Source organism: Pseudomonas aylmerensis, assembly GCF_001702265.1.
GTDB classification, from domain to species: Bacteria; Pseudomonadota; Gammaproteobacteria; order Pseudomonadales; family Pseudomonadaceae; genus Aquipseudomonas; species Aquipseudomonas aylmerensis.
Window position 1 is genome coordinate 1 of record NZ_MAUE01000015.1, and the last position, 17,155, is coordinate 17,155.

Below are 17,155 nucleotides of genomic sequence, written 5' to 3' on the forward strand. Positions count from 1 at the left end.
TGAACTGGTCAAGTAATCTTGGACACCGATTAAGGTTTCACGCCACCAGCTTCTCCCTGGCGACTGGTGACCGATAGTCGTTGTAGCTATGCGGCCTGGTGATGTTGTAGCGCGATACATAGCGCTGCACATCCGCTCGGGCCTCATGTTCCGACCCGTAGCCTGCTTCTGGCACCCACTCTGATTTCAAACTTCCAAAGAAACGCTCCATCGGAGCGTTATCCCAGCATTCGCCTTTACGGCTCATGCTTTGTCGGAGTCCATGTTCCAGCAGTTCATTTCTGAATTTATGGCTGGTGTACTGGCAACCTTGGTCGGAGTGAAACAGTACGTCTTTTGGGCGACCGCGCAGTTCAATCGCCATGCGCAGGGCTTCGCAGGTCAGCGTGGCATCAGAGATCATCGAAAACGACCAGCCCACAATCCGGCGAGCGAACAAGTCCAGAACCGCCGCAAAATACAGCCAACGCTTGCCGACTTTGATGTACGTCACGTCCCCACACCACACCTGATTGACCGTCGCAACATCAAACTTGCGTTTGAGCACATGCGGTGCCACCAAAGCCTCCACGCCAGGTGACTTGTACTTATGGCGCCGGCGTTGACGGCTGACAATGCCTGCTTCTCGCATCAAGCTGCGAGCCATGAACCGCCCGACATCATGCCCGCCGGCTTGCAGCTGTTTAGCCAAGGTACGAGCGCCCGCAGACTCTCTCGACGCCCTGTGGTGCTTGACCAGCATAGCCTTGAGTTTCTCTCGCTTAGGGCTCACCTTGCCTTGGCGCTGACGCCATGCGTAAAAGCTACTGCGGTTTATTCCGAACACACGACAGCAATCGTTAACGCCGTACTGCTCGCCCAGCTCACAGATCAACGAGAGTGATCTTTGGCGTCCAAAAGCAGGAGAGCACTGGCCTTTTTTAGGATTTCGATATCCCGGTCTCTTTGCCTGAGCAAGGCTTTAAGTTCCTGGATCTCTCGCTGATCCGCGGTAATCGCCTTGGCTCCCACCGGAGTCGAGCCCAAGCGTTCCTTGCGAACTTGATCGACCCAGCGGCGCAAGGCCGTAGGGCCAATATCCAAGCTGGCACAGACCTCGGGAACCGACTGCCCCTCGTCCAGCACCATGCTGGCAGCCTTGAGTTTGAACTCACATGAATAAGATTTACGCATATCCAAACACCTCAGATTTGGACGCCATCATAGCGCCCGATTGAGGTGTCCAAAATCATTAGGCCAGTTCAAGCCGGCTCCTACAAAGAGCAAAAAGCGCATCCACGATGCGAAGCGAGCCGCTTTTGATCTTGATCTGAGGCGCCCCATTAAACACGCTGGCCGCACGCAGGTTTGAATCCGTGGGTAACCCGGCAGGACGCCGGGTTAGCCGCACTGGGCCAGGGATGGCCCATTGCGGTGGCCCACGGATTCAAGCCTGCGTGCGGGCACACCGAGCCTAGGCGAGGTGCCGAGTGTTGGGGCAAGAGCGTTTTGGTTACTTTTGCGCTGTTCAAAAGTGACCCGCCGTAAGGGCGGAACCCATTGCAGCCGTTACCCAACAACGGATCCCCACACAATCTAAGCCCCAATAACCCTCAAAACCTCATCCGTCACCCGCGCCGCCGTGTGGCGATTCACCGGCACCGGCAAGCCCAGGTGCCCACGCAAAGTGTCGTGGCTGTACTCATGGCGAAACAACCCACGCTCACGCAACAGCGGCAACACCTGGTCGGTAAACCGCGCAAAGTCATCCGGCGCGCCCACGTGGATGTTGAAACCATCCACCGCGCCCTCGACAAACCAGCGCTCGATCTCGTCCGCCACGGTCTTCGGCGAGCCGACGAAACTCGAAAACGGCTTGGCAAAACGCAGCGCCGCCTGACGCAGGGTCAGCTTCTGGTCGCGGGCCACTTGCTTGATGTTCTCGGCATGCCCGCGATAGCCGTTGCTGCCCAGGTCGCCCAGTTCCGGAAAGGGTTCGTCGAGCGGGTACTGGCTGAAGTCGTGGTAGTTGAACGGCCGCCCCAGTTGTACCAGCGCCTTGTCCAGGTCCAGCTCGCCATTGCGCGCGCGGTCGATGGCCTGGGCCTCTTCGTCGGTGTCGGCAATGATCGGCGAAATGCCCGGCAGGATGGTCACGTGGTCAGGGTTGCGCCCCGCCGCTGCGGTGCGTCGCTTGATGTCGCTGTAGTAGGCCTGGGCGTCCTCGAAGTTACCCACGCCGGCAAAAATCCCCTCGGCATAATTGGCCGCCAGGCTGCGCCCGGACTCGGAGATGCCCGCCTGGAAAATCACCGGCTGACCCTGCGCCGAACGCTGGATATTCAACGGCCCGGTCACCGAGAAAAACTCGCCATGGTGGTCGAGACGATGCTGGCGCTGCGGGTCCAGAAAGACCTTGCTGGCTTTGTCGCGCACGAAGGCGTCGTCCTCGTAGGAATCCCACAGGCCTTGCACCACCTCCAGGTGTTCGGCCGCGCGGCGGTAGCGCTCGGTATGGTCGATATGCTGTTCACGGCCAAAGTTGCCAGCCGCGCCTTCAAGGCCCGTGGTGACTACGTTCCAGCCGGCACGCCCGCCGCTGATCAGGTCCAGCGAGGCGAACTGCCGCGCGACGTTGAAAGGTTCGGTATAGGAGGTGGTCAACGTCGCCACCAGGCCGATCTTCGAGGTCGCCCCGGCGATGGCCGAGAGCAAAGTCAATGGCTCCAGGCGGTTGAGAAAATGCGGCGCCGAATCCGCAGTGATGTAGGGGCTGTCGACGATGAAGACCAGGTCGAACTTGGCCGCTTCCGCCTGCCGCGCCTGGGCACGGTACCAGTCGATATCGACACTGGCATCGCCCGGGATCTGCGGGTGCAGCCATTCGTTTTGCGCGGTGCCGACACCGGTGAGGATGGCGCCGAATTTGAGTTGCCGCGGTGCTGTGGACATGGGAGGTCTCCTGGTTGGCATCAAGCAGTGCGGGCAGCGATGGCTTCGACTTCCACCAGTGCACCGGGCAGTGGCAACGCCACCACTTGCAACGCCGTACGCGCGGGTTTGTTCGGCTGCTCGGGCGTGCCGAAGAACTGCGTATAGCCACGCTGCAAGCCGGCAAAATCGAGCTTGCCGGCCGTCTCTTCGGCGCCGACCAGGAACACGCGCAATTGCACGATATCGCCCAGGTCGAGGTCGTGTTGCTGAAGGATCCTGCGGATCTTGTTGAACACCGACACGGTCTGCACTTCGGTATCGCCATAGGCCGCCGGCGTGCCCGCCTGGGCATTGGCGTCGTGCAGGTCCGGCAAGGTGCCGCTGACGAAGATCAGGCTGGCGGAAGCCGGCACGGTGACGGTCTGCGAGATCGGGAAATCGCCGACGCTGGTACGTTGAATGCTGTCGCTCATGGTGTTGATCCTCAGGAGGCGGCCAGGGCCGCAAGGTGGGTTTGTTGGGTCACGCGCTCAGCCAATTGCGCGACCACATGCCGTGCCGAGTTGGCCGCCGATTCCTGCCAGATGCCCACGCCGCTTTGCACCAGGCCATCGCCGGCGAAGTACACGCGCCCATGCGCCTGTTCGAGCAAGGCACTGGCGTCGGCGGGGAAGTGTTCGCGTTGCAGCCACGGGCCTTCGCTGTAGGGAATCTGTTCCCAGGACACGGCCAGCGGGTTGCGCAGGTGTTTCGAGTAGCCCGGGTGCAACAGCTCCACAGCTTCCTTGGAGGTGGCGTACTGCTTGTCGAACGGCTGGGCGCCAAAGGCCGCGGCGCCCTCCCCGGTCACGTAGCCCGCCACCAGCAGGCCTTCGCGGGTGTTGAGATCGTTGCTCGGGTACCACAGCAGGCGCGCCGGGTGCTCGATCCAGGACAGGCCGCCGTAGGTGCGATAGTCGGTCTCCCAGAAGCGCGGCGATTGCCAGGCCACTTTGGTGGCCTGGTCGCTGCGGGTGCTGAGCAAGGCAGCCTTGATCGGGTCGCTGAAGTCCGTATCGAGCCTGGCCAGCAGCGGCAACGGCAGGGTCGAGACCAGGTAATCGGCGCGAACCACCTGCTCACGGCCACTCGGGGTGTCGTGGTAGGTGACAGCCACGCCGTCTTCCAACTGGCGGATCTGGCGCACCTGCGCGCCCAGTTGCACCTGTCCACGAACCCGCTCGTAAAACGCATCGGTGATGCGGTCCATGCCGCCGACCGGCTGGAACATGGTCGCCGAGAATTCCGGAAACTCGGTGTGCAACAAAGCGCCCCAGAGTTCCGGGTGCAGCAGTTGATCCAGCGCCAGCGGACCACGGCTGGCCGGCAAGGCACCAGGATGCGCGGGCGATTCCAGGTGCCCCGAACGAATCGTGCCCTCGAAGGCCAGCTCCTGGGACAGGTCGCCATACACCTGCAGGAACGCCAGCAACCGCGTGCGTTCTTCACTGCTCAACACATCATCGAGGGCATCGCGCTGCACCGCCTTGGCCAGCAACCCGGACAGGTGCCCGCGCGCATCGTTGATCGCCTGGCCGACGGTGAACGCCGGCTTGCTCACATCCGGCCGCACCTGAGCGCCATGGCTGCTGTTGACCAGCACTTCGAGGGGCACGCCCAGCTCGCTGCAGTAGTCGAGAATCGTGCGGTGCTGGCTGGGGATGCGCGCAGGGCCGGCGTTGAAATACAGGCCCTGATCGAATGCCACGGTCTGCGTGCGGCCGTCCTTGTAGTCGACGCGGTCGCCGTTGCGCAGGGTCCAGGTGCGTCCGCCGACCCGCTCACGCGCCTCCAGCACTTGCACACTGAAGCCGGCGCGGGTCAATTCCAGGGCGGTGACCAGCCCGGCAATCCCGGCACCGAGCACCAGCACGCGGGTGCCCTGCCCCAGGCCTTCCTTGAGTTTCAGCGGTTGCGGGCGGCGGTGGGATGAAGGCCCCAGGCCCAATACCGCGAGCGCATCCTTGACGGCTTTTTCGCCGCCGACCGCAGCAATGCTGGACAGCGCTTCACGTCGTGTCAGTCCCATGTCAAATCCTCCTTAATCCGGCAGGCCCGGTGGGTTGATCAGCGACTTGTCGACCCGCTCCACGTCCAGGCCCCAGCGTTGCAGCACCTGCTCGTATTGGCCGCCGGCAATCGCGCCTTCCAGCGCGGTGTGGATCGGCTTGACCAGACCATTGTCCTTGCGCGTGGTCACGGCGATATCCGCCTGCAACGGCCAGCCACCGTTGACGGTGCCGACGCGCTTGATGCCGCCGGTGATCGCGGCGGAATAGGCGTACACCGAGTTCGGCCCGAACAGCGCATCACTGCGCCCGGACTGCACCGCCAGTTGCGCAGCGGCCTGGTCGTCGAAGTACTGCAACAGCGCAGGCTTGCGGCCGGCCTTTTCATTGGCGTCGTTCCAGGCCAGCAGGACTTTTTCCTGGTTGGTGCCGGAACCGACGATGATCTTCAGCCCGGCAATGTCCTCGGCCTGTTTGATCTCAGTGATCTTGCTGGTGCTCTTCACGTAGAAGCCCAGCACGTCCTGGCGATAGGTGGCGAAGTCAAAGCGCTTCTTGCGCGCCTCGGTCACGGTGACGTTGCTGATCACCGCGTCGTATTTGCCCGAACTGACACCCAGGGGCCAGTCTTCCCAACTGGTCTGCACCACGTTGAGTTGCAGGCCGAGGCTGTCGGCCACCAGTTGCGCGGTATCGGCCTCGCTGCCGATGGTGGTCTTGTCGTCACTGGCGAGCAGCGCCAGGGGCGGCCCGGCGACACCGGACACGGCGACGGTGAACTTGCCCGGCTGGGCGAACTTGAAGCCTGGCGGGATCTGCGCGATCGCCGCTTCATTGCGCGGCACATGAATGCGCACGCGGTCAGGGCTGAGGTCAACCTGTTGCACGGCGAAGGCGCTTTGCGCGGTGCTGACGGCCAGCGCCAGCAGGGCCACGCGGGCTGTGGTGATAAACATGGGCAGTCACTCCTTGAACTAAAGCACCTTGCCGAGAAAGGCCACGGTGCGGGGATGTCGGGGTTGGCGGAAAATTTGTTCGGGCGGGCCTTCTTCAATCAACTGCCCGTCACAGAGGAACACCACGTGATCGGCCACTTCGCGGGCAAAGCCGATTTCGTGGGTGACGATCACCAGGGTCACGCCCAATTGGGTCAGGCCCTTGATCACGTCGAGCACCTCGCCCACCAGTTCCGGGTCGAGGGCCGAGGTCGGTTCATCGAACAGCAGCACCTTGGGGTCCAGCGCCAGGGCGCGGGCGATGGCGACGCGCTGTTGCTGGCCGCCGGAGAGCTGGCGCGGGTAGGCGTCGACCTTGTCGGCCAGGCCCACCTTGGCCAGCAGTTCACTGGCCTTGGCCTGCGCCTCGGCCTTGCTCCAGCGCTTGTGGGCCAAAGGCGCCTCGGCGATGTTTTCCCAGGCAGTGAGGTGCGGGAACAGGTTGAAGTTCTGGAACACGAAACCGACGTCGATACGCCGCTTGAGAATCTCGCGCTCCTTGAGTTCATAGAGCAGGTCGCCCTTGCGCCGGTAGCCGACGTATTCACCGTCGATGGTGATGTGCCCGCTGTCGATCTTCTCCAGGTGGTTGATGGTGCGCAGCAGGGTGGATTTGCCCGAGCCCGAAGGCCCGAGAATCACCGTGACCTTGCCCGGATCGATGGTCAGGTCGATGTCCTTGAGCACCTGCTGGTTGCCAAAGCGCTTGCCCACGCCCTGGATCTGGATACGCCCTGCGCGTGCTTCAGCCATGGGTTTTCTCCTTCAGCCAGCCACGTATGCGTTGCAGCGGCGTGGGCGGCAACACGCGCGCGGTGCCCCGTGCAAAGTGGCGCTCGACGTAGTACTGCGCGCTGGTGAGCACGGTGGTGATGATCAGGTACCAGACGGTCGCGACGATCAGCAGCGGGATCACCGCCTGGGTGCGGTTGTAGATGACCTGCACGGTGTAGAACAGCTCCGGCAGGGCCAGCACGTAGACAATCGAGGTGCCCTTGACCAGGCCGATGATTTCGTTGAAACCCGACGGCAGGATCGAGCGCAGCGCCTGGGGCAGGATGATCCGGAAGATCCGCCGCGAAGCCGGCAGCCCCAGGGCCGCCGCGGCCTCATGCTGGCCGGCGTCGACGCCGATCAGGCCGCCGCGAATGATCTCGGCCGCATAGGCCGCCTGCATCAGGCTCAGGCCGAGCACCGCCACGGTGAATTGGCTGAGCACGTCCACCGTCGACCACTCGGCGAAGACCACGCTGGTGAATGGCACGCCGAGCACGATGTGGTCGTACAGGTACGCGAAGTTGTAGAGGATGATCAGCACCAGCAGCGCCGGCATCGAGCGGAAAAACCAGATATAGCCCCAGGCCAGGGCCGCCAGCAGCGGCGACCCCGACAGCCGCGCCAGCGCCAGCGCGGTGCCGAGGATGATGCTGAACACGGTGCTCAGCAGGGTCAGCAACAGCGTCTGGCCGAGGCCGCGCAGCACCGACGGCGAGAAGAACCACTGCCCGAACACGCCCCACTCCCAGCGTGGGTTGGTGGCCAGGGAGTGCACGATGGCGAGCAGCACCAGCGCGGCAAAGATCGACCCTGCCCAACGCCAGGGGTGCCGGGCCGGCACCACCTGCAGGGCCTTGATCGGCGTGGAGACACGGCTCTGGCGAACCGGCTGGTCGGTGACCTCATCAATCAGGTCATAGGATTTGGCGACAATGGGCATGGTTTATTCCTCGGCCTTAGAAGGCATAGGTCAAGCGGGTGTAGTAGTAGCCACCGGTAAAACCGAAGGGCGAATAGGTGCCGTAGCTGCTGACCATGGTGCTGCTGGGTACGCCTTGTTTCTTGGGGTAGACGTCGAACAGGTTCTTGGCCCCGATGGCCACGTTGAGGTCTTTGGTGAGGTTGTAGCCAAGGTCGAGGTCGGTGATCCATTTGGCGCTGTAGACCCGGTCGAGGCTGCGGTCATCGGAGACGTTGACCTCCTTGTAGGAGCCGTAGCGGGTCAGGGCCAGGTTGAGGTTGAAGCGGTCGATGCTCCAGTCGCCGCCCAGGATCAGCTTGGTGCTGGGCTGCACACCGGTGATCAGGTTGCGCGCCTGGCGGTCCATCAGGTCATAGGCGGTGCCCAGGATCGTGGTCGACTCCTTGTAGTTGAGGATCTTGGTCTGGTTCCAGTTGAACGCCGCCGTCCACTTCAGCGCGCCGTATTGGCCCAGGTCCTGGCTGTAGTTGCCGACCAGGTCCAGGCCTTTGGTGCGGGTGTCGGCACCGTTGATGAAGTACTGCCCGCCGGAGGTGGAGGTGATGCCGTTGCCTTGCAGTACCTGGGTGATTTCGGGGCCGAGCAAGGTGCCGGTGAGGGTGATGCGGTCACGCAGGTTGATCACGTAGGCGTCGGCGGTGAAGTTCAGGCGATCGGTGGGCGTCAGGGTGAAACCGAGGCTGAAGTTGGTCGAGCGCTCGGGCTTGAGTTCCTCGGCACCGAGGGCCTTGGCCGCCGCCGAACCGACCGGCAGCACGCCGTAGTTGATCGACTGGTACACCCCGTTCACCACGCCGTACGTGGTCGAGCGCGCACTGAACAGGCTGTTGGCCAGGGACGGTGCACGGAAGCCATTGCTCACGGTGGCGCGTACGGCGAACTGCGGGGTGAAGTCATAGCGGGTGGTCAGCTTGCCGCTGCGGGTCGCGCCCACGCCCTGGTTGTAGTGTTCGTAGCGAAAGGCGGTGCCCACGTACCAGTCCGGCACGGGGTTGAAGCCGACGTCGACATAGCTGGCCAGGCTGTTGCGCGAGGCGCTGCTTTCTTCATCCGGCGAAATGCCGTTGGTGACCTGCGCCCCGGACGATGCACAGTTGCCCGGCGCCACGCAGTAGCCGCCGTTGGCATAGGACGCGTAATCACCGGCCTGGACCTCATAGGTGTCACGTCGATGCTCGAAGCCGTAACTCAGGTCCAGGGGCTTTTGCAGGCCGATGTCGAAACCGCGCTTGAAGTCGAGGTTGGTGGTGAGCTCGGTGGAAATCCAGGTGCCGGAGGTGAAGTGGTTCGGCGTGGCCTCGCCCAGCGACGGGTTCTGGTTATGCGTGGTGCCCTGCTCTGCGTCGTTGCGCCCGTAAGTGGTGGACAAGTCCCAGTCCCACTCGCCGACCGTGCCTTTGCCACCCAACGCGGCCTGGAAATCATCCTCGTCGATAAACCAGGTCGGCGTGTAGCCGCCAGGGTAACCGTTGGGTCCGGTGGTAATGGTGTTGGTGATGGTCGGCAGGCGGAAGTTCTGGCCCTGCTCGGCCTTGCGTCGCGAATAGGTGGTGAAGGAGTAGAGGCTGAAGCTGTCGTCGATCGGCAACTCGGCGTTGTAGCCCAGGGTCAGCAGGTTGGTCTTGGGGGTGCCGTAGCCGCCGTAGGTGGAGCGCCCGGCCTGCTCATAGGCCTGGGCGTACGTGTAGCCGTTGGCGCTGGCCTTGTTGTCATCGTTCTGGCTGCGTGCATCCAGCGCCAGCTGCACGATGCCGCCGTTGCCGATTTCAAAGCCCTTGTTGAGGCTTTGCTGCACGGTCTGTTTCTTGCCGTCATAACCCTGGCCGACATTGGTCACCGAGGTGCCGCTGGTGTCGGCCTTGAGGATCACGTTGATCACCCCGGCGATGGCATCCGAGCCGTACTGGGCAGCGGCGCCGTCGCGCAGCACTTCCACATGGTCGATGGCGCTGATGGGGATCAGGTCGAGGTCGGCCGGCGCCGCGCCGGTGTTGATGCCGTTGATATTCAAGGTCGCGGCCGTGTGGCGGCGCTTGCCATTGACCAGCACCAGCACTTCGGCGGCGCTCATGCCGCGCAGGTTGGGTGCGCGGGCAATGCCGCTGGCGTCCCAGCCGGTCTTTTCCGGCAGGGTCAGCGACGGGATCACCGCGCTCAGCGCTTCCATCAGACCGGGCTTGCCGGTGCTCTGCAATTGCTTGGCGCTGACCACATCGATCGGCACCGGGCTGCTGGTGACCGTGCGTTGTTCGGCGCCACGGTTACCGGTGACCACCACGGTAGACAGGGTGCTGTCGTCCTGGGCCTGGGCCGCAGCGGCCAGGATTGCCAGGGCCACTACGGCGGTCGGTTGTAAAACGTGCTTCATAGCCACTCCAGACTTTCCAAATCGCGAGGTCGGGCAATCACGCGGTCGTGTGCGGTGCTCGATGTTTTTTCAAGGGGTGTTGCGGCGATTGGAACTAGGTGTGGGGCAGGTGTGGGGATTGAATTGGCAACATACGTTGAACTCCCTTCCAACGATTCTGCCGCGGGGCGCGTGACCCGGTTGTGGCGGGCAGAATCTGAATTACGCTGGGTACCATCCGAGGTCAGGGGTAGGCTGTTGGATTCAACATAAAGGAATGGATATCAAAAATATAATGCTATTTGGGCATAAGCTAATATTCTCTAAATTCATTATTTGTGAATTGTTTTATTCTTGTTGGTAATGTCTTTTTGAGATTATGTTTGGTGCGGGGTGAGGGTGCATATCCGTTATCTGGGTAACGGCGGCTATGGGTTCCGCCCTTACGGCGGCTCACTTTTGAAAAGCGCAAAAGTAAGCAAAACGCTCTTGCCCCACCACTCGGCCCCTCGCCTAGGCTCGGTGTGCCCGAAAACAGGCAGCCCGAAGCGGGCCGCCGCGACGGGGCGTCCCTGCCCCGTCGCGGCTAAACCGGCGTCCTGCCGGTTTACCCGCTCCGTACTACCTGTTTTCGGCCAGCGTGGTTAATGGGGCGCCTGAGGATCAAGATCAAAAACCAGATCAAAAACCAGATCAAAAGCTGATTGGCTTTTCTGTGGGAGCTGGCTTGCCTGCGATGCGCACACCTCGGTAAATCAGGCATACCCAGGTGACACCATCGCAGGCAAGCCAGCGCCAACATGTTGACCACACCGGTCGGTTCAAGGCCGCAGCAGCTGCATCTGCTGCCGATAATCATCTGTCACCTGCCGCGCCTGGCCATTGCTGGTGATCACCTTGGGCGTGATCAACACTATCAACTCGGTGCGATCCTTGGACTTGCTGGTATTGCCGAACAACCACCGCAACCCGGGGATTTTCCCCAGGTACGGCACCGCGCTGACGCTCTCGGCGTTGTCCTGCTTGATCAACCCACCGAGCAATACCGTCTGCCCGCTCTGCACCGCGACCTGGGTCGACACCGAGCGCGTGGAGATGCGCGGGTTCACCGGCGTGTCGCTGTTGGAACCCGGGTTCTCGGCGTCGCTGACCTGCTGTTGAATATCCATATACACCAGGCCACCCGGATTGATGCGCGGCACCACATCCAGGATCACCCCGGTCTGTACATATTCGACGCTGCTCAAGGTGGTGTCCGCATCGCCGGTGTTCACCGTGGTCTGGCTGATGGGAATGTTGTCGCCGACCTGGATCTGCGCCGGCTGGTTGTTCATTACCACCAGCGACGGCGCCGAGAGCACCTGGGTGCGGCCGTTGGTTTCCAGGGCGTGCAGGGCCACTTGCAGGTTGGAACTGACGAAGGAGTAGAACAGCGAATCCGTCGCGCCCAGCCCTGCCCCGCCGCCGCCCAAGGCGCCTTGGCTGCCCGACGCATTCGCCACCGTGGTGCTGGCGGAATTGCCCGCCAGGCGCCCCAGGTACCACTGCACGCCGAGGTCCAGCTCGCCGGTGAGCTTGACCTCGAGGATGCGGGTCTCGATCTGCACTTGCAGCGGTGGGTTGTCGAGACGCTTGATCGCGGCTTCGATCTCTTTCCACTGTGCCGGGCGGGTGCGCACCAGCAGTTGGTTACTGCTTTGTTGTGCGGTGATGCGGGTGCCGGCCTCGAGGCTTTTATCCGGCACGGCGGGTGGTGTTTCCTCGGTGGCTTCGGGCTCATCGGCAGGCGGTGGCGGAGTGTTCTGCAAGCCGCCGCCGCTGCTGTTTAGCGATGAGAGGGTGGTGGTGCGCAGACCCGGTGCGACTCTGGCCGGGGTGTCGTCCTTGATCGCGCCATTGCCGTAGATCTGCCGCAGGTATTTGGCCAGGTCGGAGGCTTTCATGTTGCGCACATCGTAGACGTACATCTGCGGCTCGTTGCCGCCGCCTTCATCGATGGTGCGGATCCAGTCGCCCACTTCGCTGAGGTACTGCGGCTGTGAAGAGATCGCCACCACCGAATTGGTGCGCTCGATCGGCAAAAACCGCAGCATGCCGGCCAGGGGCATGCCGCTGTCCGGGCCGAACAGGCTCTGCAGCTCGGGCATCAGCTCGGCCACCGAGGCGCGCTGCAGGCCGAATACGCCCACCGACATGCCCTTGAGCCAGTCCACGTCGAAGGTGTCGATGGTGTCCTGGTAATTGGCCAGTTCATCCGGGGTGCCCGCCAGGCTCAGCACGTTGCGCGCCGGATCCACCAGCAAGAATGCGTTCTCCCGGGCGAACGGTTTGAGCAGTTTCTGCATCTCGGTCGCCGAGATATACCGCAACGCAAACAGCCGCGCCGACAAGCCGCTGGACGGCTTGGCCACCGGCATTTGCGGCACCAGCTTGCCCGCCACGGCCTGGTTGGCCGGCAGGATCACGTAGCGCTGGCCCTGGCGGATCATGGCGTTGTCGGTCCACGACAGCAGGGTTTCGAGGATCGACAGCGCCTGCTGTTTGTCCACCGGCTTGGAGGTGGAAAAGCTGACATTGCCCTTCACGCCCTGCGCGATGCTGTAATTCTCATGCAACAGGTCGCCCATCACGCTGTTGATCACCGCTTCGATGGGCTGGTCCTGGAAGTTGAACACGATATCGCCGCTGCCCTCCTCCTTCCCCTGCGCCGTGGCGGCGGGCTGGCGCACGAACTGCTGGTTGCCGCGAATCAGTTGGCGCTGCGGCGGCGCAGGGATGGTCGCCTGCGGGTTTTCGGCCACGGGCGGTGCGCTGGGCGGACGTTGCGAACCGGTGCCTTGCATGGCTTCGTGGAGCAGATCGTCGTCCGGCTCGAGACGATCGGGAAAGGCGCCACAGCCACCCAGGGCAATGGCGGTGGCCAGGCAAAACGTTGAGGTGCGCATATCGATCAAGGGAGGGGCTCGCGGGGAAGAGAAGTCGGTGGGCGGGAGGACGGCGGCGGCAAGCGCCTGGCGTAGAGGCTCAAGGTTTGCGTGCGGCCGTCCAGCACAAAACGCGCGTATTGCGGGGTCAGGTGTTCCAGGCGCCAGCCGTTGGGCAGGGTCTGCCCCAGGCGCACGGTCAACGCGCGGCCATCGGCCTGCTTGAGCATCGCCATTTGCAGGTTGCCGGTGATCATGATCCCGCTGAGGGTCAGGTTGGCCAGGCTCGACACCTGGGCCTTGCCGACCACGCGATCGGGGCTGCGATCGGGGCTGAACAGCGGAGCCTGCCAGGTGGCGGCGAGGCTTTCCAACGGCACGCTGGGCGCCACCTGCACCCTGGCCGAAGGATGGGCACGCGCGGCGGGCTCGGGCAGCCACTGCGGCTCATCGCCGATGCTGCTGAGGATCACCGCCATCAACACGCCCAAGGCGGCAGCCAGGACCAGCAGGCCCCATTCGAGGGGGCGCAAGGCACTGATCATCGCGCCCCCTGCGGTTGCAGGTAGCCGCGCACCAGCAGGTGCACCACCAGTTGGCCCGCGCCGCCACTGGCCGGGGCCTGCTGGGCACGGCGCACGCGCAGTGCATCGACGAACAGGAACGGCGGCTGGTATTCCAGCTCGTGCAGGATCGCCGTGAGCGGCTCGATAGCGCAGTTGAGGGTGAGGCTGACCTTGACCTGGCGATAGGGCTCGCCGTCGTCCTGCTCCGGGGTGATGGGCTGGCGCTGGGTCAGGCTGCAGCCGCCGCCGAGGTTGGCGTGGCTGTTGATCAGGTCGGCGAGGCGTTGCATCAGGTCGGCGGCGACCACGTCGGGGTCATCCCCCGGCAACAGGCTGGTGCTGCTGGCCGGGTCCTGCCTGGCCTGCTCCAGTTGCTGGCGCAGGGAATCGCCCTGGCGCAGCACGCCGGCGTAGCGTTGCTGCTGCTCGCGCAGTTGCTCGGCCTGTTCGCCCATGGCGCGCAGGGGGCCGGCGAACCAGCTGTCGATCAGCAGCCAATAGGCCGCGCCGACCACCATGGCCAATAACAGCAAGGCCGCGCCGCGACATTCACGGGGTGTGAGGGGTCGGCGCATCGGCGGCCTCCTGGCGTAGATGCGCGCGCAAGGCAAACTGGTCCTTACCGGTGCGGGCATCGGGTTGAATCACCCCTTCGAACTGGGCGTTTTCAAGGCTGTGGCAGCCCTTGATCCGGGTAATCAGGGCGCTGGCCTTGGCGCTTTGCCCGGCGAACGAAATCTCGCCGTCCTTCACATCCAGCTGGTCGAGCCAAGTGTCGGCGGGCAGGCAGGTGGTCAAGTCATTGAGCAGCGCAGCCAGGGGCGGTTGCGCCAGTTTGCGCCGGGTCAGGTACTGCGCCGCACCACGCGTGGCGAGCAGTTGCTGGCGCAGCGCATGCACATGCGCGACCTCGGCCTTTTGCTGCTGGACACTGGCGTGCATGGCGTCGAGCACGCGTTGGCGGTCGTTGAGCCACAGCAGCATCGCCGCGATCAGCAAGGCGCCGCACAGCCACGGCAGGCTGCGTTGCAAGCCCTTGCCCACCGGGCGTTGACGCGGTCGCAGCGGCGCTGGAAGCAGGTCGATGCCCAGGTTGGCCACATCCACCCGATGGGGATGCAGGCCGAACGCTGCGCAGTCGATGAGGATCTGGTCCAGGCGCTCGCGCAGGATGGCGACCAATGTCACCTCAAGGTGGCTGGACGTGCGCCGCTCCTGGCGGGCGACGAAGTACAGCTGTTCGGCTTCGAACGGCGTGTAGCGATCCAGTTCATAGCCGACCACCGCGTTGAGGTTGCGCGCGGCTGCCAGCGGCAGTTGCACGGTTTGCAGCAACACCGCCTCGGGCGCGAGCATCAGCACCTGGCGCGTGCTATCCACGGCAACCGGCGCCGTCAGCGGCCACGGGTGGATCTGCTCCGGCGGTTCGCGCAGCACCAGCCAACGCGGCAGGCAACCGCGCAGTTCCGCGAGCCACAGGCGCCAGCCTTGTTGCAGCAGGCTGCCACGCCAGTGCCGGGCGATGGGTTCGAGTCGATTCATTCTTGCCAACGCAGCACCCGGTAGGGTTGTGCGCTGTCCTCCGATGGGCTCAATAAAACCGTGACTTGCAGCCGGGCCTGATAGCCGCCGGGGCGCTGGGCGCGGCTATCGACCACCAGCACTTCGCCCGGGTCGGCGCCCTCGGCGTCCGCGTGTGGCAGGTTGAGTGCCTGGCGCATCAAGGGACTGGCGAAGGCCGGGTCGGGGCGATCGAGGTCGCTCCACAAGGTGATCTCGGGCAGCAGTTGGCTGTACAGCGCCTGGGTCATGCCGGGCAACTGGCGCACTTCTTCCAGCACCCGAAACGGCGCCAGGCCCTGGTTGCGTCGCGCCTCCAGCGCCTTGACCCACTGCCCGGCCTCGGCCGGACTGGCGCCGCAGGCCAGGGCCAGGTGCATGAGGTCCTGCGCCTCGGCGTTGATCAGGTAGAGCTTGCCGCGCTCGCTGCGCAGGTTCACCTGCACCTGCGCGTCATCAAAACTCAAGGTCCTGTCGCGGCCATCGGCGATCCAGTGTCGATCAGCCATGGCCATGGCGATGCCGGCTTCGGCGGCCAGTACGGTCTGGGTGTGCTGGCGCAGCCACAATGCCTGGCGGCTTTCCAGTTGCACCCAGCCGGCCAGGCCGCCGAGCAACACGGCGAGCAAGGCCAGCACCCACAGCACCAGCAGCAGCGCGGCACCGCGCTGGCGCCTCATTCCTCGACGCTCCCGCTGGACAGGTTCAGGCGCAGGGCAATCACCTGGGTCACCCAGGGCACCGGTCCGTCGACATGCGCGGCGATACGCACCGCCGCCGGCAGGCGCCGGGGCCACGGCCAGGTGTCGATCCAACCAGTCGGTTGGCCCAGCGGGGATAGCCCGCGATAGCTCAATTGCAGCCTTTGCAGGTGGTCGAGCAGCACCTGCGGCTCATCACGCGCGACGGTGCTGGCCGATTCCAAGCGCGAAAACGCCACCTGCAATTGCTGCCCGGTCCTTTGCACCGTGAAGCGTTGAATGCCGCCGCCGAGTACACCGGGCAAGGTCGCCACAAACTGCAGGCGCTCGGGCGTGCCGACAAAAAAGCCATCGGCCTGGCTGTCGTCCTCGGTCACATCCAGGGGCAGCGCTTCGCTGATTGCCGTGCGCAAAAACTGCTGGGCGGCGCGCCTTTCATCCAGGCTGACCGTGTAGCGCTGGGCCTTGGCCACCGCGCGATTGGCGCCCAGCAATGCGCCGCCCACCAGCACCAGCAACACGCTGAGCAAACTCAGGACCACAAGGATTTCCAGCAAGGTGAAGCCCTGCTCGCGGCGCGTCACAGGCGTGCCTTCAGGGTGCTGAAGTGCGCCTGGTGCTGGCCTTCGCGCACGCTCAGGTCGAGGCGAAACAGCTGCGGCTGCTGGCGGGTACGGGTCAGTTGCCAGTGGATGCCATCCAGTTCGCCCTGGCTGCGCCCTTCGACCAGGCGCCCGGCCGCTTCCTGGTCCAGCACGGTGAGCGCCACGTGGGTGAGCCGATCGCTGCGGGCGACCTGTGCCAACGAGCGCGCGCTCTGGCCGAACGCGACCAGCAGCACCGTGCTGCACACCGCCATCAGCGTCAACGCTGCGAGCATTTCGAGCAGGGTGAACCCCGCCTGGCGTTTCATGGCAGCACCCGGGACTGGACGCTGCCGGTCAGCCAGCCGACATCAATGCGCCAACGTCGACTGCCGTTGGCCAACACCAGATGGCCGCCGGTGGAACTGCCATCGGGGTAAAACTCGATGGCCGATCCCGCCTGTTCAGCCGTGTGCAACCCGACCTGCAACTCAGGCGGCCAGTGTTGCAGCGCACGGCCCGGCGCCTGGAAAGTCCTGCCCGGCAAATCAAACGTCGTGCGCGCTACCTGGCCGTCGACAATCGCCCCGGCCCGCGTTGTGCGCAGCGCATCGACCAGTTGCCCGACCACCCGCCGCTCCTGCGCCGCCTGCAGCCCCTGGCGCACCCCCAGCCCCAGCAGCCCGGCAGCGACGCCCAGCAGCAGGATCACCACCAGCATCTCCAGCAGGGTAAAGCCGCGCTGGGCCATCGCCGGG

17 protein-coding genes are annotated in these 17,155 nt (G+C 64.1%); all 17 read right to left on the reverse strand.

The genetic code is table 11. From position 1 onward, the window contains the following. Positions 1-37: 37 nt before the first annotated feature. Positions 38-874, reverse strand: coding sequence for an IS3 family transposase (locus BBG20_RS12150; protein WP_065899479.1), 837 nt, complete (start codon positions 872-874; stop codon positions 38-40). Beyond that, the gene (locus BBG20_RS33130; protein WP_065899480.1) at positions 871-1,173 is read right to left on the reverse strand and encodes an IS3 family transposase; all 303 of its coding nucleotides are present in this window, start codon (positions 1,171-1,173) and stop codon (positions 871-873) included. The genes BBG20_RS12150 and BBG20_RS33130 overlap by 4 nt, the downstream gene beginning before the upstream one ends. Before the next feature lie 402 nt (positions 1,174-1,575). Then, positions 1,576-2,931 carry an LLM class flavin-dependent oxidoreductase gene (locus BBG20_RS12160; protein WP_065903542.1) on the reverse strand — a complete coding sequence of 452 codons (1,356 nt, stop codon included), beginning with the start codon at positions 2,929-2,931 and terminating at the stop codon, positions 1,576-1,578. Positions 2,932-2,951: 20 nt separating this feature from the next. Continuing rightward, positions 2,952-3,386 (reverse strand): RidA family protein, encoded by a 435-nt coding sequence (locus BBG20_RS12165; protein WP_065903544.1) that lies wholly within the window; start codon positions 3,384-3,386, stop codon positions 2,952-2,954. Between the two features lie 11 nt (positions 3,387-3,397). Next, the gene (locus BBG20_RS12170; RefSeq protein WP_065903546.1) at positions 3,398-4,981 is read right to left on the reverse strand and encodes a flavin monoamine oxidase family protein; all 1,584 of its coding nucleotides are present in this window, start codon (positions 4,979-4,981) and stop codon (positions 3,398-3,400) included. A 12-nt stretch (positions 4,982-4,993) separates the two neighbouring features. Further along, positions 4,994-5,917: an ABC transporter substrate-binding protein gene (locus tag BBG20_RS12175; protein WP_065903548.1), complete on the reverse strand. Its 924-nt coding sequence runs from the start codon at positions 5,915-5,917 to the stop codon at positions 4,994-4,996. Between the two features lie 18 nt (positions 5,918-5,935). Beyond that, positions 5,936-6,709 carry an amino acid ABC transporter ATP-binding protein gene (locus BBG20_RS12180; RefSeq protein WP_065903551.1) on the reverse strand — a complete coding sequence of 258 codons (774 nt, stop codon included), beginning with the start codon at positions 6,707-6,709 and terminating at the stop codon, positions 5,936-5,938. After that, complete coding sequence (locus tag BBG20_RS12185; protein WP_065903553.1) at positions 6,702-7,673, reverse strand: amino acid ABC transporter permease; 972 nt, start codon at positions 7,671-7,673, stop codon at positions 6,702-6,704. Before BBG20_RS12185 ends, BBG20_RS12180 begins: the two co-directional genes overlap by 8 nt. A gap of 16 nt (positions 7,674-7,689) precedes the next feature. Then, positions 7,690-10,083 (reverse strand): TonB-dependent receptor plug domain-containing protein, encoded by a 2,394-nt coding sequence (locus BBG20_RS12190; protein WP_065903555.1) that lies wholly within the window; start codon positions 10,081-10,083, stop codon positions 7,690-7,692. Positions 10,084-10,883: 800 nt separating this feature from the next. Then, positions 10,884-13,007, reverse strand: a complete 2,124-nt coding sequence (gene gspD, locus BBG20_RS12195; protein ID WP_065903557.1) for a type II secretion system secretin GspD — start codon at positions 13,005-13,007, stop codon at positions 10,884-10,886. Between the two features lie 5 nt (positions 13,008-13,012). Next, the gene (locus BBG20_RS12200) at positions 13,013-13,531 is read right to left on the reverse strand and encodes a general secretion pathway protein GspN (RefSeq protein WP_065903562.1); all 519 of its coding nucleotides are present in this window, start codon (positions 13,529-13,531) and stop codon (positions 13,013-13,015) included. Next, on the reverse strand, positions 13,528-14,127 hold the full coding sequence (gene gspM / locus BBG20_RS12205) for a type II secretion system protein GspM (RefSeq protein WP_065903564.1): 600 nt from the start codon (positions 14,125-14,127) through the stop codon (positions 13,528-13,530). Before gspM ends, BBG20_RS12200 begins: the two co-directional genes overlap by 4 nt. Beyond that, entirely contained in the window at positions 14,102-15,094 is a 993-nt protein-coding gene (locus BBG20_RS12210; RefSeq protein WP_065903566.1) for a PilN domain-containing protein, read from the reverse strand. The genes gspM and BBG20_RS12210 overlap by 26 nt, the downstream gene beginning before the upstream one ends. Further along, complete coding sequence (locus BBG20_RS12215; RefSeq protein ID WP_065903569.1) at positions 15,091-15,792, reverse strand: general secretion pathway protein GspK; 702 nt, start codon at positions 15,790-15,792, stop codon at positions 15,091-15,093. The genes BBG20_RS12210 and BBG20_RS12215 overlap by 4 nt, the downstream gene beginning before the upstream one ends. After that, positions 15,789-16,397, reverse strand: a complete 609-nt coding sequence (locus BBG20_RS12220; protein WP_065903570.1) for a prepilin-type N-terminal cleavage/methylation domain-containing protein — start codon at positions 16,395-16,397, stop codon at positions 15,789-15,791. Before BBG20_RS12220 ends, BBG20_RS12215 begins: the two co-directional genes overlap by 4 nt. After that, the gene (locus BBG20_RS12225) at positions 16,394-16,726 is read right to left on the reverse strand and encodes a type II secretion system protein (protein WP_065903573.1); all 333 of its coding nucleotides are present in this window, start codon (positions 16,724-16,726) and stop codon (positions 16,394-16,396) included. The genes BBG20_RS12220 and BBG20_RS12225 overlap by 4 nt, the downstream gene beginning before the upstream one ends. Continuing rightward, the gene (locus BBG20_RS12230) at positions 16,723-17,148 is read right to left on the reverse strand and encodes a prepilin-type N-terminal cleavage/methylation domain-containing protein (protein WP_065903578.1); all 426 of its coding nucleotides are present in this window, start codon (positions 17,146-17,148) and stop codon (positions 16,723-16,725) included. Before BBG20_RS12230 ends, BBG20_RS12225 begins: the two co-directional genes overlap by 4 nt. Positions 17,149-17,155: the final 7 nt, after the last annotated feature.